This is a genomic window from Amaricoccus sp., assembly GCF_047602525.1.
GTDB lineage: Bacteria > Pseudomonadota > Alphaproteobacteria > Rhodobacterales > Rhodobacteraceae > Amaricoccus.
Genome location: NZ_JASGHB010000001.1, coordinates 1,577,717 through 1,598,687, shown reverse-complemented (window position 1 = coordinate 1,598,687; position 20,971 = coordinate 1,577,717). Strand labels below are relative to the sequence as shown.

The 20,971-nt window shown below is 64.9% G+C and carries 25 protein-coding genes, 1 tRNA gene and 3 pseudogenes; 6 read left to right on the top strand and 23 right to left on the bottom strand.

Going from position 1 to position 20,971, the window contains the following annotated elements:
• Positions 1-2 precede the first annotated feature (2 nt).
• The 9 genes from QM699_RS08445 to QM699_RS08405 form a co-directional block, all read right to left on the bottom strand.
• Entirely contained in the window at positions 3-1,085 is a 1,083-nt protein-coding gene (locus tag QM699_RS08445) for a 2Fe-2S iron-sulfur cluster-binding protein (RefSeq protein WP_415010710.1), read from the bottom strand.
• A 4-nt stretch (positions 1,086-1,089) separates the two neighbouring features.
• Complete coding sequence (locus tag QM699_RS08440; protein ID WP_415010709.1) at positions 1,090-2,334, bottom strand: aromatic ring-hydroxylating oxygenase subunit alpha; 1,245 nt, start codon at positions 2,332-2,334, stop codon at positions 1,090-1,092.
• A 270-nt stretch (positions 2,335-2,604) separates the two neighbouring features.
• Complete coding sequence (locus tag QM699_RS08435) at positions 2,605-3,549, bottom strand: AEC family transporter (protein ID WP_415010708.1); 945 nt, start codon at positions 3,547-3,549, stop codon at positions 2,605-2,607.
• Positions 3,546-4,346: an MBL fold metallo-hydrolase gene (locus QM699_RS08430; RefSeq protein ID WP_415010707.1), complete on the bottom strand. Its 801-nt coding sequence runs from the start codon at positions 4,344-4,346 to the stop codon at positions 3,546-3,548. Before QM699_RS08430 ends, QM699_RS08435 begins: the two co-directional genes overlap by 4 nt.
• On the bottom strand, positions 4,343-5,143 hold the full coding sequence (locus QM699_RS08425; protein WP_415010706.1) for a TatD family hydrolase: 801 nt from the start codon (positions 5,141-5,143) through the stop codon (positions 4,343-4,345). The genes QM699_RS08430 and QM699_RS08425 overlap by 4 nt, the downstream gene beginning before the upstream one ends.
• A 19-nt stretch (positions 5,144-5,162) precedes the next feature.
• Positions 5,163-6,248 (bottom strand): DNA polymerase III subunit delta', encoded by a 1,086-nt coding sequence (locus QM699_RS08420; RefSeq protein ID WP_415010705.1) that lies wholly within the window; start codon positions 6,246-6,248, stop codon positions 5,163-5,165.
• Complete coding sequence (gene tmk, locus QM699_RS08415) at positions 6,245-6,865, bottom strand: dTMP kinase (RefSeq protein ID WP_415010704.1); 621 nt, start codon at positions 6,863-6,865, stop codon at positions 6,245-6,247. The genes QM699_RS08420 and tmk overlap by 4 nt, the downstream gene beginning before the upstream one ends.
• Positions 6,865-8,016, bottom strand: a complete 1,152-nt coding sequence (locus QM699_RS08410) for a D-alanyl-D-alanine carboxypeptidase family protein (protein ID WP_415010703.1) — start codon at positions 8,014-8,016, stop codon at positions 6,865-6,867. Before QM699_RS08410 ends, tmk begins: the two co-directional genes overlap by 1 nt.
• Before the next feature lie 95 nt (positions 8,017-8,111).
• Positions 8,112-8,555, bottom strand: a complete 444-nt coding sequence (locus QM699_RS08405) for a hypothetical protein (RefSeq protein WP_415010702.1) — start codon at positions 8,553-8,555, stop codon at positions 8,112-8,114.
• Positions 8,556-8,681: 126 nt separating this feature from the next.
• Between QM699_RS08405 and QM699_RS08400 the strand changes: the two genes are divergently transcribed.
• The 3 genes from QM699_RS08400 to QM699_RS08390 all read left to right on the top strand — a co-directional run bounded on the left by QM699_RS08400 (position 8,682) and on the right by QM699_RS08390 (position 10,089).
• Positions 8,682-8,771, top strand: a tRNA-Ser gene (locus QM699_RS08400).
• Between the two features lie 188 nt (positions 8,772-8,959).
• Positions 8,960-9,670, top strand: coding sequence for a GIY-YIG nuclease family protein (locus tag QM699_RS08395; protein WP_415010701.1), 711 nt, complete (start codon positions 8,960-8,962; stop codon positions 9,668-9,670).
• Positions 9,667-10,089 carry a hypothetical protein gene (locus QM699_RS08390; protein WP_415010700.1) on the top strand — a complete coding sequence of 141 codons (423 nt, stop codon included), beginning with the start codon at positions 9,667-9,669 and terminating at the stop codon, positions 10,087-10,089. Before QM699_RS08395 ends, QM699_RS08390 begins: the two co-directional genes overlap by 4 nt.
• A gap of 156 nt (positions 10,090-10,245) precedes the next feature.
• Here the strand turns inward: QM699_RS08390 and QM699_RS08385 are convergent, their stop codons facing one another.
• From QM699_RS08385 to QM699_RS08355, 7 genes are all read right to left on the bottom strand, one after another.
• Entirely contained in the window at positions 10,246-10,554 is a 309-nt protein-coding gene (locus tag QM699_RS08385) for a hypothetical protein (RefSeq protein ID WP_415010699.1), read from the bottom strand.
• Positions 10,554-11,246: a hypothetical protein gene (locus QM699_RS08380; RefSeq protein ID WP_415010698.1), complete on the bottom strand. Its 693-nt coding sequence runs from the start codon at positions 11,244-11,246 to the stop codon at positions 10,554-10,556. Before QM699_RS08380 ends, QM699_RS08385 begins: the two co-directional genes overlap by 1 nt.
• Positions 11,243-11,485 carry a hypothetical protein gene (locus QM699_RS08375; protein ID WP_415010697.1) on the bottom strand — a complete coding sequence of 81 codons (243 nt, stop codon included), beginning with the start codon at positions 11,483-11,485 and terminating at the stop codon, positions 11,243-11,245. Before QM699_RS08375 ends, QM699_RS08380 begins: the two co-directional genes overlap by 4 nt.
• Positions 11,482-11,730: a hypothetical protein gene (locus QM699_RS08370; protein ID WP_415010696.1), complete on the bottom strand. Its 249-nt coding sequence runs from the start codon at positions 11,728-11,730 to the stop codon at positions 11,482-11,484. Before QM699_RS08370 ends, QM699_RS08375 begins: the two co-directional genes overlap by 4 nt.
• A gap of 466 nt (positions 11,731-12,196) precedes the next feature.
• Positions 12,197-12,844 carry a hypothetical protein gene (locus QM699_RS08365; protein ID WP_415010695.1) on the bottom strand — a complete coding sequence of 216 codons (648 nt, stop codon included), beginning with the start codon at positions 12,842-12,844 and terminating at the stop codon, positions 12,197-12,199.
• A gap of 102 nt (positions 12,845-12,946) precedes the next feature.
• Positions 12,947-14,392, bottom strand: a complete 1,446-nt coding sequence (locus QM699_RS08360; protein WP_415010694.1) for an AAA family ATPase — start codon at positions 14,390-14,392, stop codon at positions 12,947-12,949.
• A 279-nt stretch (positions 14,393-14,671) separates the two neighbouring features.
• Positions 14,672-15,729 (bottom strand): IS630 family transposase gene (locus QM699_RS08355; RefSeq protein ID WP_415009400.1). Its coding sequence is split into 2 segments (ribosomal slippage): positions 14,672-15,249 and positions 15,249-15,729, totalling 1,059 coding nucleotides; the frame shifts between segments, so codons are not numbered across the junction.
• A gap of 159 nt (positions 15,730-15,888) precedes the next feature.
• Here QM699_RS08355 and QM699_RS08350 point away from each other — a divergent pair.
• Positions 15,889-16,140, top strand: a pseudogene (locus QM699_RS08350) (transposase); the annotation flags it as partial.
• A 199-nt stretch (positions 16,141-16,339) separates the two neighbouring features.
• Here QM699_RS08350 and QM699_RS08345 read toward each other — a convergent pair.
• From QM699_RS08345 to QM699_RS08320, 6 genes and pseudogenes are all read right to left on the bottom strand, one after another.
• Positions 16,340-17,203 (bottom strand): annotated as a pseudogene (locus tag QM699_RS08345) (recombinase family protein); the annotation flags it as partial.
• 41 nt (positions 17,204-17,244) lie between these two features.
• The gene (locus QM699_RS08340; RefSeq protein WP_012090880.1) at positions 17,245-17,577 is read right to left on the bottom strand and encodes a type II toxin-antitoxin system HicB family antitoxin; all 333 of its coding nucleotides are present in this window, start codon (positions 17,575-17,577) and stop codon (positions 17,245-17,247) included.
• On the bottom strand, positions 17,574-17,828 hold the full coding sequence (locus tag QM699_RS08335; RefSeq protein ID WP_415010693.1) for a type II toxin-antitoxin system HicA family toxin: 255 nt from the start codon (positions 17,826-17,828) through the stop codon (positions 17,574-17,576). The genes QM699_RS08340 and QM699_RS08335 overlap by 4 nt, the downstream gene beginning before the upstream one ends.
• 13 nt (positions 17,829-17,841) lie before the next feature.
• On the bottom strand, positions 17,842-18,159 hold the full coding sequence (locus QM699_RS08330; protein ID WP_415010692.1) for a hypothetical protein: 318 nt from the start codon (positions 18,157-18,159) through the stop codon (positions 17,842-17,844).
• A complete protein-coding gene (locus QM699_RS08325; protein ID WP_415010691.1) occupies positions 18,149-18,376 on the bottom strand; it encodes a helix-turn-helix transcriptional regulator in 228 nt (75 codons plus the stop codon). Before QM699_RS08325 ends, QM699_RS08330 begins: the two co-directional genes overlap by 11 nt.
• Before the next feature lie 254 nt (positions 18,377-18,630).
• Positions 18,631-19,101: a hypothetical protein gene (locus QM699_RS08320; protein ID WP_415010690.1), complete on the bottom strand. Its 471-nt coding sequence runs from the start codon at positions 19,099-19,101 to the stop codon at positions 18,631-18,633.
• Here QM699_RS08320 and QM699_RS08315 point away from each other — a divergent pair.
• A complete protein-coding gene (locus QM699_RS08315) occupies positions 19,084-19,425 on the top strand; it encodes an integrase core domain-containing protein (RefSeq protein ID WP_415012717.1) in 342 nt (113 codons plus the stop codon). The genes QM699_RS08320 and QM699_RS08315 overlap by 18 nt on opposite strands.
• Before the next feature lie 87 nt (positions 19,426-19,512).
• Here QM699_RS08315 and QM699_RS08310 read toward each other — a convergent pair.
• Positions 19,513-20,507: pseudogene (locus tag QM699_RS08310) on the bottom strand (IS3 family transposase); the annotation flags it as partial.
• Positions 20,508-20,606: 99 nt separating this feature from the next.
• Between QM699_RS08310 and QM699_RS08305 the strand changes: the two are divergent.
• Positions 20,607-20,837, top strand: coding sequence for a hypothetical protein (locus QM699_RS08305; protein ID WP_415010689.1), 231 nt, complete (start codon positions 20,607-20,609; stop codon positions 20,835-20,837).
• Positions 20,838-20,971: the final 134 nt, after the last annotated feature.

The window sequence follows — 20,971 nt, the reverse complement described above, 5'->3', positions numbered from 1 at the left end:
CCTCAGGCGTCGATCTCGACCTTGCCCATCGGGTGCGAGCAGCAGGCGAGGATGTAGCCGTCGGCGATGTCGTCCTCGGAGATGCCGCCGTTGTGGACCATGTGGACCTCGCCGGACAGCTTCTTCGTCTTGCAGGTGCCGCAGACGCCGAAGGTGCAGCCCGACGGGATGTTGAGGCCGGCGAGGCGCGAGACCGCGAGGATCGTGTCGGTCTCGGTGCAGGTGATCACCTGTCCGCTGCGGGCGAAGACGATCTCGGAGGCGGCCTCGGCCGAGGGCACCACGTCGTCGAGCACCGGTGCGTCGGCCGGCGTCAGCACCGGGGCCGTGAAGGTCTCCTGATGGTAGTGGTCCATGTCGAAGCCGAAGCCGATCAGCATGTCGCGCACGGCCTGCATGAACGGCTCCGGCCCGCAGCAGTAGACCTCGCGCTCCAGATAGTCCGGCGCCATCAGCCCCAGCATCAGCTGGTTGAACGTGCCGCGATAGCCGGTCCAGGCATCGTGCGGGTCGTCCTGCTCCACCACGAAGTGCAGCTTGATCGAGGGCACGCGGGTCGCCATGTGTTCGAGCCGCTTGCGGAACACCAGCTCGCTCGGCCGGCGGGCGCAGTTGACGAAGCAGATGTCGGGCTGGCCGCCGAGATCCCAGCGATAGGTGGTGATCGCCATCATCGGCGTGACGCCGGAGCCCGCGGAGATCAGCAGCAGCTTGCGGTCGGCCGGCACGTCCGGGACGAAGATGCCGCCGGGGCCGATCGCGCGGATCCGCACCCCCTCGCGCAGGTGGTCGAGCATCCAGCGCGTGCCGATGCTGTCCCGCTGGGCCCGCACCGTCAGGGTGATCGACAGCGGCCGCGACGGGCTGGAGCTGATCGTGTAGGTGCGATGGACGGTGCCGCCCGGCACCGGCAGCTCCAGCGTCAGGAACTGTCCGGGCCGGTAGTCGAACCACGCGCCCGACGGCGCGCGGAACGAGAAGGAGACCGTGTTCGGCCCCTCTGGCACCACCGAGACGCATTCCAGCGGCTCGCTGTCCTTCCAGGGCTGGGCGCCGCCGAGCCGGGGAACGAGATCGAGGCTCATGCCGTCACTCCGCCGCAAGACGGGCGCTGTCGCCGCCGAGGCGGTTCGTCATCGTGGCGCAGTACCAGTCGACGAACTGGATCACGCCATCCTCCTGAATCCGGGAATAGGGGCCGGGCACGAAGGCGGGCGAGTTCACGCCGCGCTGGTTCTCCTCGACCACGGCGCGGTCCTCGTCGTTCGTGGCGATCCAGACCTGAGTCAGGTTCTTCAGGTCGTAGTCGACGCCCTCGACCGCATCCTTGTGGACGAGCCACTTGGTCGTGACCTCGGTCTCGGTCGGGCTGATCGGCAGGATGCGGAACACCGTCGCATGATCGCCGAGGAAGTGGTTCCAGCTGTTCGGATAGTGGAAGAACAGGAGCGAGCCGGCATCGGCGAAGGGCGCGGTCGAGAGCCGCTTGGTCGGCACCGCCGCCTTGCCGTCGAGCGTGAAGCTCTCGCCCGCGCCGAGCAGCGGGATGCGCACGAAGCGCCACTGGTGATCCGGGTTCAGGTGGAAGCGCGACGGCATCCCGGCCGCCTCGCACTTCTCCCAGTGCTTGGCGATCAGCGGCTCGACGTTGCCGTGCTCGTCCATCGAGGTATAGCCGGGGCGATCGGGGAAGGTGCGGCAGAGCGAGGGATGCGAGCCCGCGCAGTGATAGCACTCGCGGTTGTTCTCCATCACCAGCTTCCAGTTGCCCTTCTCGATGATCGTCAACTCGTAGGCGATCTTCGCGTCGTTCAGCCGGTGCGGCGCGAGGTAGCGGCGCGCGGTCTCGAGCATGGCCGAATTGTCCGGCGGGGTGTCGGCGAGGCAGATGAACACCATCCCGGCGGCGTCCTCGCAGGCGACGGGGCGCAGCCCGTGGTCGGCCGGCTTGAAGTCCGGCCCCATGTCGCGGGCGTAGAGCAGCTTGCCGTCGAGTTCGTAGGTCCACTGGTGATAGGGGCAGACGAGCTTCGGCGACGAGCCCTTGAGCGACGTGCAGACCCGGCTGCCGCGGTGGCGGCACGAGTTGTGGAACGCGCGGATCTTGCCGTCGGCGCCGCGGACGATGACGACCGGGTATTCGCCCACCTGCACGGTGACGTAGTTGCCGGTCTTCGGGATCTCGCAGGCCGGGATCGCGAACAGCCAGTCGCGGTAATAGATTTCCGCGAGATCGAGCGCCAGCGTGCCGGGGTCGGTGTAGAGCAGCCGGTCGAGGGCATGGTCGGGCTTGCGCTGGGCGATCAGGTTGAGCGCCGTCTCCTGCGACACCATGGGTCTGGCTTCCTTCGTCATTCCGCCGCGGCGGATCGGGGTTGCGGGCCGGGTCGGCTGGACCTGTCCGGGATCGTCGGAAATCGGCGCTCCTCGCGCAAGGGCTGTGCGCGTGGAATCGCCGGTCTTCGGCGTCGGCGGGGGGCGAGTCAGCGTCCGTTCGGCCGCGACATTAGCGGCGCGGCGCGCGCTCCGACGGCGATTTGCGACACGGCATGTCGCGAATGCGAAAGCACGATCACCGGGCGGACACGCTTCCGGGAGACGGGGCTATCCCGCGCCGCCCAGCACGGTCAGCCAGAACGCCGCGGTCAGGACCAGAAGGCCGGTGCAGAGCACGATCGAACTGGCGGCCTGCGCCTGGGCGCGGTTGTAGAGGCTGGCAAAGACGTAGGTGTTGACGCCCGGCGCCATCGCCGCGGTCATCACGGCGGCGCGGACGAACTCCGGCGGCAGGTCGAACACCAGATGCGACAGCGTGTAGGCGATCGCCGGGTGCAGGCCGAGGGAGAGAACGGCGATCATCACCGACTCGCCGAGGTTTGCGTGGATGGCGTAGCGCGTCATCACCCCGCCGAGGCCGAAGAGCGCGGCCGGCAACGCCGCGTCGGCCATCATGTCGAGCGCGGCGCGCAGCGGCGTGGGCAGGCCCAGCCCCGACAGGTTGACGGCGAAGCCGAGCGCGAGCCCGATCATCAGGCCGCTGCGGAACATCGCGCGGAGCACGGCATGAAGGGTCGAGGCAAAGCCCCGGCCGTCGGCGCGGGCGAACTCCATCACCGTGATGCCGACGAAATAGCAGAACGGCGCGTGGATCGAGATGATCGCAAAGCTCGGCGACAGGGAATCCGGCCCGTAGGCGTGCTGCATGATCGGCAGGCCGAGCAGCACGGAGTTCGAGAACAGCGCCGAGAAGCCGACCGCCACCGCCTCGCCCGGCCGGCGCCGGAACAGCACGCGGGCGCCGAGGATGCCGAGCGCGAAGCAGGTGACGGCGCCGACGTAGAACGAGGTGAGAAGCCGCGGGTTGAACACCTCGCCGAGATTGAGGTCGACGAGCGCGCGGAACAGCAGGCAGGGGATGGCGAAGCTCTGGGTGAACACCATGAGCCCGTCGACGGCCGCGGAGGAAAAGAACCCCGAGCGGGTCGCGGCATAGCCTGCGGCGATCACCAGGAACACCGGCAGGACGACCAGGACGATGATGCCGATCACGCCGGCGTCTCGATCACAAGGCCGTCGTAGGCGGCGACGACATGCGCCGGCAGCTCGGCCGAGAGGGTCGCATAGTCGAGGTCGTTGTGCATGTCCGTCAGCACCGCCCGCCGCGGCCGGGCGCGCGCGATCCACTCGAGGCTCTGGGCGAGGTGCGCGTGCGTCGGGTGCGGCTTGCGGCGCAGCGCGTCGAGGATCAGCACGTCGAGGCCCTCGAGCGCGGGCCACGCGGCCTCCGGGATGTCGGAGACGTCCGGCAGGTAGGCGAGGCCGCCGATGCGAAAGCCCATGGCCTCGATCCGCCCGTGCTGCACGCGGAACGGCTGAAAGCCGATCGGTCCGGCGGCGCCGTCGATTTCGAACGGCCCGTCGATGGCGCGCAGGTCGAGGATCGGCGGATAGAGGCTGCCCGGCGGCTGGACGAAGACGTAGGCAAAGCGCGAGAGCAGCACCTCGGTCGTGTCGGCATCGGCCCAGACCGGCAGGCGCCCGCCCCGGTTGTGAACGACGGTGCGCAGGTCGTCGATGCCGTGCAGGTGGTCGGCGTGCGGATGCGTCCAGGCCACGCCGTCGAGCAGGCCGGTGCCGGAGTCGAGCAGCTGGGTGCGCAGGTCGGGCGTGGTGTCGATCAGCGCGCGGGTGATCGCGTCGCCGTCGATCCGCTCGACGAGCAGTGAACAGCGCAGGCGGCGGTTCCTCGGCTCGGCCGGGTCGCAGTCGCCCCAGTCGCCGCCGATGCGCGGCACGCCGGCCGACGAGCCGCAGCCGAGGATGGTGGCGCGCAGCCGGGCCGTCATGCCGGCACCGGCCCGGCGGCCTTGGCGAACAGCCGGTCGAAGTTCGCCGTGGTGAGCGCGGCGAAGTCCTCGGGCTCCATGCCGAGGTGGCCCGCCATCAGCCGCGCGGTCTCGGCGACATAGGCCGGCTCGTTGCGCTTGCCGCGATGGGGCAGGGGCGCGAGATACGGGCTGTCGGTCTCGACCAGCAGCCGCTCGCGCGGCGCGTCGGCGAAGATCGCCCGCAGATCGCCCGAGTTGCGGAAGGTGGCGATGCCGGAGATCGACAGGTAGAAGCCGAGCCCGATCGCGGTCTCTGCCAGCGCCCGGCTCGAGGTGAAGCAGTGCATGACGCAGGTGAACGGTCCCGCGGCGTGCTCCGCGGTGAGGATCCGCGCCATGTCGTCGTCGGCGGCGCGTGCGTGGATGATGAGCGGCAGGCCGGTGCGGCGCGCCGCCTCGATGTGCAGGGCCAGGCTCTGCTGCTGCACCCCGGCGCTCTCGGCGGTATAGTGATAGTCGAGGCCGGTCTCGCCGATCCCGACCATCTTCGGGTGCGCCGCCAGCGCCACCAGCGCCTCAACGGTCGCCATCGGCTCTTCGGCGACGTGCATCGGATGGGTGCCGACCGCCCAGAAAACCCCGTCGTGTGCCTCGGCCAGCGCCTGCACCGCGGGGGCGTTGGCGAGCCGGGTGCAGATCGTCACCATCCGGCCGACGCCCGAGGCGCGGGCGCGCGCGACGATGGCGTCGGTCTGGCCGGCGAAGTCGGGGAAATCCAGGTGGCAATGGCTGTCGACCAGCGTAGTCAAGGGCATCGGGCCGTCCGAGAGGGGTTCAGGCAGCGAGTGCCCGCGCCTCGGCGGCCGCCGCGTCGATCTGCAGCAAGGTATCAAGGATCACCTGTCCGGGGTCAAGGTTGACCGCGCGGGCGTGGGCGGTGCGCGCGGCGATCGCGGGCGCGAGGCGCGCCCAGACCTGCGCGTGGGCGGGCGAGGCGCCGAGCCTCGCCAGCATCTCGGCCTCCGCGGTCGACACCGGCTCGACCGGCGCGCCGGCCCCGGCGAGCGCGAGGCGGCCGAGGGCGGTGCCGATCAGCTCCAGCGTCAGCTCGTAGCGGCCGGCGGCGTCGCGCCCGGTCGCGCCGTCGGCCAGCGCCAGCGCGCCCCGCCGGTCGAGCGGCGTCTGGCGCAGGAGGCCGGTGATCGCCTCGTAGATCGCCGCACCGTTCTCTCCCGCCAGCCGCATCGCCGCGCCGACCGAGCCGCCGGCGAGCGTCGCGAGCGCGGCGCTCGCGTCGACCTCCGCGCCCGCTCCCGCCAGCGCCCTGTGCATGTCGGCCGGCCCGAGCGGCCCGAGGCGCAGCTCGCGGCAGCGCGAGCGGATGGTCGGCAGCAGCCCGGCGGGCCGATGGCAGACGAGCAGCAGCACGGCGTCGGCCGGCGGCTCCTCGAGGATCTTCAGCAGGGCGTTGGCGGCCGAGGCGTTCAGCTCGTCGGCGGCGTCGACGATCGCCACCCGGTGCCCGCCGTCGGTGGCGGAGAGCTGGAAGAACTCCTTCAGCGCACGCACCTCCTCGACGGTGATCGCGACGCGCAGGCGCTCGGCCTTGTCGTCCCATGGCCGCCGGCACAGGAACAGCCGTGGCGAGGCGAGGCCGGCGAGGGTGCGGAAGGCGGGAGCGCCGGGATCCATCTGCAGCGTCGTCACCGGGCCTCCGGCGACGAGCGCGCGCGCGATCCGCCACGCCAGCGTCGCCTTGCCGACGCCGCGCGGCCCGGTCAGCAGCCACGCGTGGTGCAGCCGGCCGGCGCCGGCCGCGGCGAGGAACTGCGCTTCCGCGGCGTCCTGACCATAGAGGCCCGCGGTCTCGCGCGGGTGCGGCGCGCCGGGCAGGCAGTCGGGCTCCACCGGGTCGCTCACAGCCCGATCTCCGCGGCGATCGCGGCCGCCACGGTCTCGGCTTCGCCGCTGGCGTCGACGACGCGGACGCGGCGGGGAAACTCGCGGGCGAGCGCCAGGAAGCCCGCGCGCAGCCGGATCTGGAAGTCGGCGCCGAACTGCTCGAAGCGGTCTTCCGTGCCGCCGCGCGCCAGCCCGCGCGCCAGCCCGACCCGGGGGTCGATGTCGAGCACGAGCGTCAGGTCGGGCTCGACGCCGATCGCGAGGCTGTGCAGCGCGTCGACGCTCGCCCGCAGGTCGGCGCGGCCGACGCCCTGGTAGACCCGGGTCGAGTTGGCGAAACGGTCGGTCAGCACGACGGCGCCCCGGGCGAGCGCGGGCGCGATCGTCCGTTCAAGATGATCGCGGCGGGCGGCGGTGAAGAGCAGGATCTCGGTCTCCGGCGACCAGCGCGACGGATCCCCCTCCACCAGCAGCCGGCGGATCATCTCCGCCCCCTCGGCGCCGCCGGGCTCGCGGGTCTCCACCACTTCGGCGCCCGTGGCGCGCAGCCGCGCGGCCAGCGCCCGGACCTGGGTGGTCTTGCCCGAACCGTCGATGCCCTCGAAGCTGATGAAACGCGGCCCCCCCACGGTCATCAGTGGCCAGGCAGGTAGCTCACCGCGCGCGCGCGCGTCAGCTGTGCGGCGGCCTGCAGCCGGGTCATCAGCCCGCCGCGCGGCACGTCGCTGCCGGCGACGAGATCGAAGGCCACCTCGTCCTTTCCCGGCACGTCGACGAGCAGCTTCGCCACCGGCTGGCCGGCGGCGATCGGCGCCTCGATCGGCCCGCGGTAGACGATGCGCGAGGTCATGCCCGAGCGGTCCTCGCGTGGGACGAGCATCTGGATCGCCGTCGGCGCCACGATCGGCACGCTCGGCGCGGTCCCGAGCCAGACGTCGGCCGTCGCGACCTGCTGGCCCTCGTCGAAGAAGCGCACGGTGTCGAAGGCGCCGAACGCCCATTGCACCACCGCGCGAGTCTCGCTCGCCCGCTCCGCCTCGCTGCCGAGGCCGCCGACCATGAACAGGATGCGCTGGCCGTTCTGCACCGCCGAGCCGACGAGGCCGTAGCCGGCTTCCGCGGTATGGCCGGTCTTCAGCCCGTCGACCCCGAGGCCGAGCTTCAGCAGCGGATTGCGGTTCGGCTGGTGGATGCCGTTCCAGGTGAACTCGGTCTCCTGGAAGTACTTATAGTCCTCGGGGAAGTCGTCGATGATGTGCCGGGCAAGCCGGACGAGGTCGTGGGCGCTCATCACCTGACCGTCGGCGGGCAGGCCCGAGGCGTTGACGAAATGCGACTGCGCGAGCCCCAGCTCGTGCGCCCGCTTGGTCATCTGCTCCGCGAACGTCGCCTCGGTGCCGGCGAGGCCCTCGGCCACCACGACGCAGGCATCGTTGCCCGACTGGACGATGATCCCCTGGATCAGGTCGCCGACCTTCACCTTGGTGCCGGCCTCGACGAACATGCGCGAGCCTTCCATCGACTGCGCATGCGGGCTGACCAGGAACTCGGTCTCCTTGGTGACGCGGCCGTCGCGCAGCGCCTCGAACAGCATGTAGAGCGTCATCAGCTTCGACATCGAGGCGGGCGGCATCGGCGTGTCCGCATCCTTGGAGAACAGCACCATGCCGGTGCCGTCGTCGATGACGAGTGCCTCGCGCGCCTTGGTCTCGAACGCCTGTGCGCCGACCGGCAGCAGCGCCAGGGGCAGCAGGAGGGCGGGGAGAAGGCGCGGCCCGTGGCGCATGAACGAACTCCAGCGGCCGCCCGCCCGTCGGGTCGCGACACGAGGCGGCGGCTCCCGCGCGTGCGCCTTTTTCTACCGGCAGTTGAGTCCGGCGCTCATCTTGTATCAACCACCGGGCGGCGGCGCAACGCGGTGATGCGGACATTTACCCCGTCGTCGCCGATCCCCAGCGCCTCCGCGGCGGCGTTCGACAGGCGGATCGGCGGCCCCTTCCCGCCGGCGCGGTAGAGCGCGAGATCGACGCTTCTGCCATTGGCGAGGTTCACCGCCTCGGCGCGCTCCGGCCGGGCGAGGCCGTGCACGGCCGCCCACATCCCCTCGGCGCCGCCCTTCGCGTCGCGCACCGCCGGCGCCTCGATCTGGAACACCTGCGGGGCCGGCGCGTCCTCGAAGCTGAGTTCGAGCGCCCCGTCGCCTGCCGGCCCGGGCGCCCCGAGCTGCGCGCAGCCGGCGAGCGCCAGAACGAGGCCGACCGCCGCCACCCGCGCCACCCGCGAGCGGCCGCGATCGCCACACCCGATGTTCCGATGACGGCTCATGCCGGGGGGTTTAGCCGCGCCGCCCCGCCGGGAAAAGGGGCCTCGCGCCCCCGCCGCACCCCGCGGCGCTGGACGGGCGTGCCCCGGGCCGGTATCACCGCGCTCGCCGTCGCAGGCGGCAACAGCGGAAGCGTGGCCGAGTGGTTGAAGGCTCTGGTCTTGAAAACCAGCGACGGGGCAACCCGTCCGTGGGTTCGAATCCCACCGCTTCCGCCAAAAATCATTGATTTTATTGGAGTTTTTCGGTTTCTGAAAATCCTACTCACGAACTACTACAGGAAATCGGGCGGTAGGATCGGGGCTTTACGCCCACACTTGGCGGCTTGCGCGGCCCTTGCGATCACGCGGACGTGAACGGCCGAATTGCTGTTCCACCCGCTAGGAAGGCTGTCTACGGCACCTGAATGCGGGATTTCATTCTTCAAGAGAGTCGACGGCTAGCTTCGGCAAATGATGGGCAGGCTCCGGGGCAAAAGCTGTTCGCCAAAGAGACGGGCATTGCTGAACATCAATGGCGCGGTCGGTTTTGGGCGCGATGGGGCGATGCGCTAACGGAAGCGGGTTTCAAGCCGAACGATTGGACCGGAAAATCGGATGCGAATGCGGTCCTTTCCGGGCTAATTGCGGCTTGCCGCCACTACGGACGTTTGCCCACAAATTCCGAACTTGAGATGTTGCGGCGAACCGATCCTTCGGTCCCGCATCCGAATGTCATCAAAAGTAGCTTCGGGCGGCGATCCGACATGATCGCGGCACTTGCCAAGCATGTAGCAACCGATGCGGCGCTATCCGACGTTGCCGTGATGTTGCCTGAACAAAGCAACGACGCATTACAGCGACAGCCTGTATCGAAATCCGTCGAAGGCTTCGTGTATCTCATCAAGTCCGGCGACTTCTATAAGATCGGCCGCAGCGACGATGCGGAACGGCGCTTCAAGCAAATCACCATCGCTTTACCCGACAAAGCCGAACTGTTTCACACGATCCGAACCGACGACCCGTCCGGTATTGAAGCTTATTGGCATCGTCGCTTCGATGATCGTCGGGCAAACGGCGAATGGTTCAAGCTCACTGCGCAGGACGTTGCGGCCTTTAGACGGCGGAAGTTTCAATGAACGGAACAATCATCGTCGCGATTATCACGGTTGTGGGCAGCATCGTTGCTGCTGCGATCACGTCTTATCTGACCAAGGCGAAAGACCGTGAAGCCGAATGGCGAGCGGTGAAGCTCACGCACTATAAGCGGTTCATGACGGCGCTAAGTGCGATAGTTGGTCCGAAGCCTACAGATGCAGAACGGATTGCCTTCGCCGATGCTGCCAACGACATATTCCTTGTCGGTTCGCCCGCTGTGTTGGTTGTCCTTCGCGGTTATCTTGACGAAACGGCGGATTCGAACAGCGGCAAAACCTTGGATCGTCACGACGAACTATTGACTGTCCTTATATTCGCTATTCGCGAAGACCTTGGCAGGAAGCCAAATCGACCGAACGAACCGTTCGAATTTCGTATGTGGTCCGGCAAGCCAAAATAGGTGCAAAACCTACCTATTGTGCTGCCCAACGCCGAAGCAAAAAGCCCGCCAGCTTTGCGGGCTGGCGGGCAAGGAAGCGACGGCCGTAGGGCATACGGTCGTGCTATCGGCCGGGGCGAGGCAGTGCCAACCACAACGCCCCCGGCCAATCTCAAATCATTCCTTCCAGCCAAGACGATGCGCAGGGATTGTTCGCCCGTGGTTGTGTGTGGGCATGGTGCCGGGAAGGCCGCTCGCTTCGTCAATGCGGCGGGAAACTTCGTCGGGGGCTTCCTTGAACCATTCCTGCCCGCCGTCGCTGAAAACTACGATGCTGCCGCCGTCCGGGCCGCGATCAACAAAGGCGATGGTGCCCACAATGATTGTGCGGGCAACGTCATCGGTATCGGTCAGGGTGATCGTGGCCGACGACTGGCGCGGTAGCCGTGCGGGGCGATCCGTCAACAGGCGCGAGCTTGTGGGCATCACACGGCCCCCAATTCGACCCGCGTATTCGCCTTGTCGGCGAGTGCGGGCGTGTAGAATGCGGCGTTGATTTCGCGAGCGGTCTCGTCATAGCGCGAAGCGGTCGCTTCGATTTCAACGCTTTCCTTCACCAAGGCGAAGGCTTCGGGAATGAAATGTTCCGTCATGTCCAGTTGCATCTTGGCTTGAAGGTCCGGAGCAGGTACATTCAGATAATACGGACTATTATAGATGACCGATGCAAGAATTTTGTCTTCCTTTGCCAGCGACAGAACCTTGCCAAATCCGGTTTCGGATTTGACTTGCTCACGAACCCATGTGCGAATTTCGCTTTCAATATGGCTGTAGCCGGGCTGCGGTGCGAAAAAATGATCCGCCTTCGACTGTCCGTCGCTTTGCAGGATGGCGGCGCGGGTTTTCAGGGCTTCGGCCGTGTCACCGATAGCCTTAATGGTCCGTTGCGCCAGTTCCTTCGCCGCAGCGTGCTTTGCGACTTCGGTTCGGGTTGCGTCCTTCGCCAGAGCAACCACGCTTTCGACGTATGCGCCGACGTGAGTATGAAGCGACGTGAGTTCGTGCGCTACGGCAGGAAGCTTCTGCGGATCGCCGAAGCGTGCCCGCAGGCCGGAATTCGTTTGAAGTGCGACCAACGTATTTGCGGCCTTTTCGGAGTTCACAAGGTATTGGCTCACGGCAGCGCCCTTTCTTTCTCTCTGGCTTCGCTCACAATTTTGATTTGCTGTTCGCACAATTCTTCTTCCCATTGCGTATCATCACCCCAAGTCGGAACAACCATCACGCCGACGCCGCTTGGTGTCTTCGAAAGTATTCGGCCGGATGGTTGGTCAACGAACACGACGCGATTTGTCGCCATTGCCTTCGCCGTCCTGTCTTCAAGCTTCCTCAAGCGGAATGCGAGCATTCGGGTCATGTCCTCCCTTCCAATGCTTCAAGCCGCTTTTCAAATTCGCCGCCTTCAATGAGGCGGCCGATAAGCATGAGGATGTTCACCAATCGCGCGGCGTCCTGAACGTCCAACGTTTCGGCGCGTGCCATGCGATAGAGCTTCGCCATTTCCCTACGAACATCGGCAAGGGTATCGAGCTTCGCCCGAACGCGACGTTCGACGGGGGTAGCGTCGTTTTCTTCGACAGTTGCGAGCTTTGCGCGTGCCATTGGATACCAAAATCAGCCATTTATCCCATATTTATCGACCGATAAGGCCGTATAATAACTTTTGTCAACTGTCTATTTTTGGATTATACAAATGTATATTCATATATATCGAAGTATTTTTCTATCGTTGTGCGTGTCGTGATCTTGAACGCGGAAGCGGCTGTTATGCCCACAATTCGGCGCGGCGGCGCTGACGAACGCTACGGCGGAGAAGCCATCCGCCGATTTCGACTGATTTAACTATGAAAATTCGCTCAAAGTCCGATCTACTAATTTCCTACTTCCATTGCACGCTACGGTGCGAAAATTCGCTGAATCCTTCGAAACACTCGAATACTTTGCTTGTCAGATGATAGACGAATAAAGATATAGGGCCGCAGCGGCGATAGGCAGGCCGTAGAAGCCCCTTCCGCGTCGGCGGGTAGTCCGCTATCTCGCGGCCGCCTTGCCCGTAGCGGGCCGGATTTCAGGGCGCGGCGGGGCCATTACTGCGGGCACCGGCCTTCAAGGCGATTGCGAGCGGCGAAGGCGCGGCCGTGGTGCGAGGCGACAGCCTGATTTGCGGTTCCCATGTGTCCGGCGGCAAGATCGCAAGTCCGACGCGATACAGCGCCATGACTTCGCGGTGCTTGTGGAAGCTGCGGCCATAGGCTTCGCTATCCGCGTGCTTGACGTATTCGAGTTCGTCAAGGAACCGACCGAAATTCCGCATCGGATATTCAACTATTTGCACGGCCGGTTCGGCAAGGTCCGTGTAGTAGCTCGCCAGGAACAATTCGTTCCGTTCTTCGTGAAGACGATGAAGCACGATCCGGCGAAGTAAGCCCATGTCGTGCATGAAGGCTTCGACAATCCCATTCTCATAGGATTCGGGATGCGTATAGGTGCGATACATGCCGTGATATTCGAGCCGGTCTTTGACGGCACGACGCAAGCCCGCTTCGACAATGCCCACATGGGTAGCCTCTAGGCGAAGGTCGCGTGATACGGCGATGATCGAATTCGCAACGCGCCAAAGAAACAGCGTCGTATTGTCGTTGCTGAACCTCGATAGCAATTCGTATTCAAGCCTCATCGTCATCTTTACGAAGTCGTTATTCCAATCCTTGTTCATTGTTTAGTTACTTTGCTGCGATCATAACTACGTCGTTGGCGAGCGGGACATTTCTATTTTTCCAATCGCCGTCGTTTCGTGCAGCGGGACAGAGGGTATATATCAAAGATATATATACCCACCCCTTGTCCCGTTACTGCACCGGGACATGTCCCGGTTTTGTCCCGTATGTCCCGCCCCTGAAAGCAGCCCTTCGGCCGTTGCTTCGTTGCCAACTGCGGCGAGGTTCGTGAATGTTTCGGCGATCTTATTAAGCTCGCCTTCGACCGATATGCGTCTTGCGTTGGCAAGATCATTTCGCACACGCTGGAAGGCTTTCTTCCTCGCATCTTGGCTATCTGCGGGCATGGTTCGATAGAAGGCTTCCCGCCAATGGTCTGTGTGAACGCCGATTAGCTTGCCCGACATGTCGCGCTGTCCGTGATCCTTCGCGGCCTGCCAGAAAGCATCCATGCCGCGTTGCTGACTGCGGGGCAGCGGCTTGATTTGGATTGTGGGCAACGAATTGTCGGGAACGGCAATACAAGACGTAATCGCTTCGTCGTCTTCGTCTTCACCGATTTCAATGACGCTCAAGCGGAAGCGATGTTCGTCGTCGTCTACGCCGTCCCTTGCTTTGTCGGTCTTCCAAGTCCGAACTTCGTTGTCACGTTCGACCAAAATACCCGCGTCCAACGCGGCGAACAGACTCGAATGACCGCGAAGCCCTTTCGCGCCGTCCTTGCCGGTGTGGGCGACAAGAACGACAAGCCCGCCCGTCAACCGTTGAAGCATCTTCGCGCCTTCGATCACTGCACCCATGTCCTTGCCGCTGTTTTCGTCAATGTCCGGCGCGGCCCGGTTCAGCGTGTCGATAAAGACGACGCAACCCTTCGGGCACATGGCGGCAAGGTCCGTCACGTTCTGCGCATCGGTTAAACGGAAGGGTTGCAGCAAGAAGCCCAATCCATCCGGCATTGCGCGGCCATTGTGGCGCTGCCATGCCTCTACGCGGCCCCGGTAGCCGTCTTCGCCTTCAAGCCCGATATAGAGAACGTCGGCGCGCTTCGTGGCGTGGTCGAAGACCGGCGAACCTTCGGCGATGGCTGCGGCGAAGGCTAACGACAGAAACGACTTGCCCGAACCCGAAGGGCCGTAGATCGCGGCAACACCTTCGGCGGGCAAAACGCTCTTGATGCGCCAGCGCAGCGGGGGCCGGATTTGCACGGCTGCGGCGGACAGCACGACGAAGGGTTGTTTCTTGGCGGCAGCGGCGGCTAGGTCGTCTAGCAGGGCTTGCAGGGTATCCGGGTCATGCCGCGCCCGATCCCATTCCCTTTCCGCCTTGATCCGTCCATAGGGCTTCGCCCATTCAAGGTATGCCTTGCGGTAGCCTTCGGGACCACGCTTGAGCGAGCGCGCGACCGCTCGCACCGCATGTTCGTCGTCCGGCCTGATATGCGCGAGAACTTCGACCAACCGCGCTTGCCGTTCTTCGTCTGGCGACGGCCCGTCAAATCCGAAATTAGGCGCTGGCATCACTCCCGAATTGGCCGAAAAATTTGTCATTCACCTTGCGCCCCGTGAGTATATTGTTAGTAGGTTTCATTCGGCCGTGAAATTCGTTGAAAATTCAACTTAGTGCGGCGGATGATACCTCCGCCTTGACGCTTCAAGCACGGCGTTGGCGGGCAGCAACCAGTTCGGCGACAAGCAACTTGATTTGGTCGGGCGTCTTACCGGCGATGCGGGCGTTGATGACGGCCGTAACTTCGTCCATCGGCCAAGCGGCGAACTTCGCGCCAAGCTTCACCGGGCGAGGAAACAGCTGATACCAACCCGCATTGATCAGAACCCTTGCGCCCAGTCCCGACGGCCGATGGATCGGATGCGCCAGGGTTGGTCGACGAGGTCGTTCCAAGCGGCGCAGCAGTGGGCGACGATGTCGTCGTAGCCCTTGAAGACCCGGTTCGAGAGCCAGTTGTCGCGCATGAACTGCCAGATGTTCTCGACCGGGTTCAGCTCGGGCGAGCGGGGCGGCAGTGGCAGGATGGTGATGTTCTTCGGCACGATGAGGGCGCGGGCGAGGTGCCAGCCGGCCTGGTCGAGGATGAGGATGGCGTGGGCACCCGGCGCCACCGCGGTGCTGATCTCCGCGAGGTGCGTCTGCATCGCCGGCGTGTCGCAGAACGGCATGACGATGCCGGCGCCCTTGCCCTCGGCCGGGCAGATCGCGCCGAAGATGTAGGCCCAGGCGGTGCGCTGGTCGTGCGGCGCCCGCGGTCGGGCGCCCCGCCGCGCCCATCTTCGGGTGAGCTTGTTCTTCTGCCCGATCCGCGCTTCGTCCTGGAACCAGAGTTCTATGCGCTTGCCGGGATGCGCGGCGCGGACCTCCGCCACGCGCTCCGGGAGACTTTTTTGAAAGCCGCCGCCGCCTCCGGATCCTGGGCGTAGTGCCGCGGCCGCGCCGAAAGCTTGCGGAAGCCGAGCGCCCGGAGTTCCCGTCCCACCGTCGCCTCGCTCACCGACACCCGGAACGCCTCCCAGAGCCACTGCACCAGGTCGATCCGCCGCCAGCGCACCACCCCGTCGCGCCAGGGCTCAGGTCCCGCCTCCACCACCTGCGCCAGCGCCGCCCGATGCTCTGCCGTCAGTGTCGGCGCCTTGCCGGGGGCATGCCGGTCGATCAGCCCCGACGGGCCTTCCGCGTTGAACCGCAGCACCCAGTCCCGCACGATCTGCAGCCCGACCCCGCCGACCCGCGCCGCCTCCGTCCGCGTGCCGCCCTCCGCGATCACCGCCAGCGCCAGCAGCCGACGCACCTGCTTCGCATCCCGGCTGTCCCGCGCCAGCCGGCGAAGATCGTCACCATCCAGATCACCCCGAAGCCCGATCGCTGCCGCCATGGAAAACCCCTTCGTTCTCCATGATGAATCACGACAACGCCCTCAGGGGAATCCCCCGCGTGAGTCAGGACCTATGCGCGCTGGTATGAGTCAGGACCTATGCGCGCTGGTATGACCTGCCCCCTTCCTGATCCCTCGATTTGAGTGAGAGTCCGCCACCTGAAGGAGACGGACGAGAAGAAGAGCAGGTTTAGCGAAGCGCAGATCATTGGCGTGCTGCGCGAGCAGGAGGCGGGCGGGACGACCGACGAGGTCTGTCGTCGGCACGGGATCAGCCAGCAGACCTTCTACCGATGGAAGGCGAAGTATGGCGGCCTCGAGGTGTCGGATGCGCAGAAGCTGAAGGCGCTCGAGGACGAGAACCGGCGGCTGAAGAAGCTGCTGGCCGAGTCGATGCTGGATGTGGCGGCGCACCCGCGAGGCGCTGGCTCTCGTGGTCGACACCTCGATCGGCGGCGGGCGTCTCGCGCGCGAGCTCGACGCGCTCGTCGCCCGCCGCGGCAAGCCAGGTCATGGCCCCGCCGCACTTGGCGCAATGGATAAGCCCGGTGAGCATGGTCGGGCCGCTGATGACGCGGGAGGGCATGACCTTGGGATTGCGCGCCTTGAGCAGCTTCTGAACCGCCTCGAACGTCTCCTTGTCGATGATCGGCGGAACCGGGACGGTGACGATCTCGGTCTTTGGTTTCAGTTCCTTGGCCTTGGTCCGCTTGTTGAACTCGTGCTCGCCCATATAGGTGCGGCGGGTCAGGATGCGGTGGACCTGCCCGATGCCCCAGCGCCCGCCGTCGCGGGTGAAGATACGGCGGCTGTTGAGATAGGAGACGATGTTCTTGACGCCCATCTGCCCGGTGGTGCCATCGCCCTCCAGCGCAAGGCGATAGATCAGGCGCACCGTGTCGGCGTGCAGCGGGTCGATCTCGATCTTCTTCTTCACCTTGGCTCCCCGCTGCTCGGCGGCGACGGTGCGATAGCCGATAGGGGGAAGCGAGCCGTTCCAGAAGCCTTGCCGCGCATTCTCTTTCAATGCGCGCATGACGTGCTTGGCGTTTTCCTTGGACTGGTATTCATCGAACAGCGCCATGATCTGCCGCATCATGACGTGCATGGGGTCATCCCCCATTTCCTGTGTGATCGAAACCAGCTTGACGCCGTTCTTCGCCAGCTTGCGGACATAGAACTCAAGCTCGAAGTGATCGCGGAAGAACCGGCTGAACGAATGGACAACGACGACATCGAAGGGCGCGGGCTTCGATGTGCCCGCCTCGATCATGCGCTGGAACTCGGGGCGGCGGTCATTCGTCGCCGATGCGCCCGGTTCGATGAAGGTTTCGACCAGTTGCAGACCACGCGCCTCACAATAGGATTCGCCCTGCCGTTTCTGGTCAGGAATGGAGACGTCATGCTCGGCCTGCCGCGCCGTCGAAACGCGCAGATAAAGGGCGGCGCGCAGCGGCACGGTGGAAGCGGTCATGGCGATGTCTCCTTTCAAACTCGGTCGAACGAACGAGGCCGCTATTCAGCGGCCTCCCTGATCGTCCCGACGATCCATTCATTCAGGCTCTTGCCCGATGCTGCGGCGGCAATGACTGCTGCGGCGTGGTCGTCAGGGGTGAGGCGGACATTGAACTTGCCGGAGAACTTCCGGCGCGGTTCGATGCCCTTCTCCCGGCACATTTCGAGATAGACCGCCAACGACTTGCGGCCTTCCTCGATCAGATCGTGGACGCTCTCGGCATAGAAGTCGGCCCCGCCATTCAGGCCGACAAACTCGCCGCGCAGCATCTGAATCTCGGGGTCGAAAGCGATGACCGCCTTCTCACCATTGATTTCAACGACATTGTTCATGGCTTTACTCCGTGTTCGTCCAGCCATTTTCGGATGCTGGCAACCGCACCTTTGTCCGTATCCGGTGACGGATGCGGGCGATGGAAGACGCGCACTTCGCCGAACAGGAACACGCCCACCCGCGAACCTTCCCGCTCGCTGACTTCCGCCCCAAGGGCTACGAACAACGCCTCTATGTCGGCCCAGCGGATCGAACCGTTGGCCGGGCGGGCGAAGATCAGTTCCAGCGTGGCTCTGTGCCGCTTTTTCATGGAGTATCCAGTATCATTTTGTAGTACCGTTTTCAAGGTCGATTTCGGCCTCGATGTCGGGCGATCCGATGTCGGGGCCAAACAGTTCATCGAACAGGTCGCCGAACCATCGCTCGAACACCTCGATTTCGGCCTGTGTGACCGGAACGGGATCGGGCCAATCGTCGGTGACGGTCCATGTACTGAGGTCGTGCTTGGGCGGTCTGCCGGGGAACGGCCACGGATAGCCCAGCAGCTCCTCAAGTTGTTCCGATGCCGTGGGCGGGCGTTTGGCGCGCCGGGACAGGGATGCCGCCTCAGTCTTGTCGTCGTCCCTGCGATCAATAGTCATCGAGGAAGTCAAACTCTTTGCGCGAACGCTGCCGCCACCCGGCGGGATCGGCAACCCAGCGGTTGATGTCAGATTCCCGCCATCCGGCACCGTTGGTGCTGATCTTGAGTTGAGGCGGGAAAGTACCCTCGGCGATCTTGCGGTAGATGGTGGACCGCGACAGGCCGGTGCGGGCGCGAACGGTGTCAAAGCGGATGATACGGTCTGGTTGACGCATGGCTGCGCTGCCTCCTTCTGGCTCCTTCTGACTACTGAAGAGACCAGAAGGAAGTATAAATTATCATTGTTCAATAACTATTTAGATGACGTCGCAGTATATCGTGCCATGGCGTGGAAGCGGCGGTAAATTGGATGGTTATATAGTCCGATTCCTAGGCCCTTACCGAGACCGTGACTGAGGGAAATCTGTCGGCTGAGCTTCATGCCTGAGTCGAAATCCATATTGATGCCGAGTTGTTTTTTTGCGGATTTTCAGCATGGATTCCAGTTGCGGATCGCGTTCGAGGACCATCGCCATGTTGCCCATCTCTGCACGCGCGGCCCTGTAGCCGGAATAATCTCCCGCCGCATACTGGCGCTGGCTGGTCTGGTCGAGCTTCTGGAAGCGCTCCACGAAACGGTCGGCGCGGTTATTTGGAGAAAGGCCATAGTCGTTACCCCGCCCGGTGCGGATTTCAGTTTCGAGCTGGAGGGCGCGGATGGCGCGATCGATTTTTCCGCCTCTCTGTCCCTGTCGCTGACCTCGTGCCGCTCCTTCTCGGCCATCATCTCTGCCGCGCGGTGCAGACGTTGTTCCGTCTCGATCATGTCGCGGGTGGTGAATCTGTCGTCGCCCCGCCCGTCCTGCCCGAGTTCGACCAGATCGGGTGCATTGCGCATCGCGCCCATCACCTCGTTGAACTGCTCGATGCCGTCGCTGTGGCGATGCGCGAACATCGCCATGTCGCGGCGCGTGAAGGTCGATTGCTGCTGCGTGATCGCGTCCAGGGCCACCGATGGATCGGCAATGATCCTGTCGCCATTGTTGCGGGCGATCTCCCGGTGCATCTCGGCGCGATCCGCCGCCTCGAGGCCCGCACGACCATCGAGCGCTGGCGGCTCGACTACAACCTCGTCCGGCCCCACTCGGCGCACGGCGGCCTGACACCGGATGCGGTTCGCCAGGACCCCGCGGCCGGCCGGCTCCGCCACACCAACCGCTCCGCCGGCCGCCCGCTACCGTCGGCGACGGAGGTCCACTATCAAAACCAAGGGCTCTCACAATGATCGAGGGACCGGAGGGGGGCACGTCAAACGGAATAGGTGGGGAAACCGAGAAGCACGCTACCCTCTCGGAAATCCGGCTGTTGCGCAGAAGCCGTTCTGCTGCGGCTTTCCCGGCGCGATGTAGTGCCAGGCAATGCCCGATCGGTTGGTCCATTCGAGGATGGCGCGGCTGGTCATCTCGGTGCCCCTCGCCATGGTCTCTCGGACCAGTGGCGTTCCCATGGCTCGATCGCTGACGATGACGGCAGGCTTGCCGCGGCGGGCGACGAGCGCGTCGAGCTCGCGCGCGAGACGCCCGCCGCCGATCGAGGTGTCGACCACGAGAGCCAGCGCCTCGCGGGTGAAGTCGTCGACGACCGCGAGGGCGAGCCATTGTCCGCCATCGGTCCGAGGACGATGGCGAGCGAAGCGACGGCCCCAGTCGAGGGCGTCGGAGACGAAGTCGAGGCTCCAGCGCTGGTTCGGCCCGTCCGGCAGCGCCATCGGCGCCCGCGTCCCGGTCGCCCGCTTGCGGCCGCGCCGGCGGCGCACCGCCAGCCCCTCCTCGGAATAGAGCCGGTAGAGCTTCTTGCGGTTCATGGTGATGCCCTCTCGCTCGAGCAGGATGCCGAGCCGACGGTAGCCGAAGCGGCGCCGGTCCGCCGCCAGGCTCCGCAGCCGCTCGCGCACGTCGCCGTCGCCAGGCTCGGGCTCCCGGCGCACGGTCTTGGGATCGATCCGGACCAGCTCGCAGGCGCGCCTTTGCGAAAGCCCGCGCTCGGCCATCAGGCGGAGCACGGCCTCCCGGCGCGCTGCGAGCCCGGTCAGTTTTTTCCCAGCAGATCCTTCAGCGCCGCCACATCCAGCATCGACTCGGCCAGCAGCTTCTTCAGCCGCCGGTTCTCGTCCTCGAGCGCCTTCAGCTTCTGCGCATCCGACACCTCAAGGCCGCCATACTTCGCCTTCCATCGGTAGAAGGTCTGCTGGCTGATCCCGTGCCGACGACAGACCTCGTCGGTCGTCCCGCCCGCCTCCTGCTCGCGCAGCACGCCAATGATCTGCGCTTCGCTAAACCTGCTCTTCTTCTCGTCCGTCTCCTTCAGGTGGCGGACTCTCACTCAAATCGAGGGATCAGGAAGGGGGCAGGTCAGTCGGAATGCCCTTCTTGGGGCGTAAAAGGCGATATCGGGAAAGCTGCGGAGTTGCTGACCACGCAAAGGGCCGAGTTGGTAGCCGCCGAGGCGCCAATTGAAACCACCGTATCTGAATATTTGGACCGATTGCCCTTTTTGTGGCTCTCTGTTGACGATGAGCCGGGGCCTGATTCCCTGCGTGGGTTTATCGAGCGGAATACGATTGCGCTGGCAAGCAGTCTGCACGAACCGATGATTGATCCGCCTTCCCCATCATGGCTGGGTCTCCGCTCGGGTTGAGATAGGGTTCGCCGCTCCGGCCTTTGGAACCAACGACATGTGGACGAGAGCTACGAACCTCACTTTCTTGATATGCTGGAAAAAGCTATCGAGCACGGAGCAGATTCGTAGAACTACAGATTAAACGGGGAAAT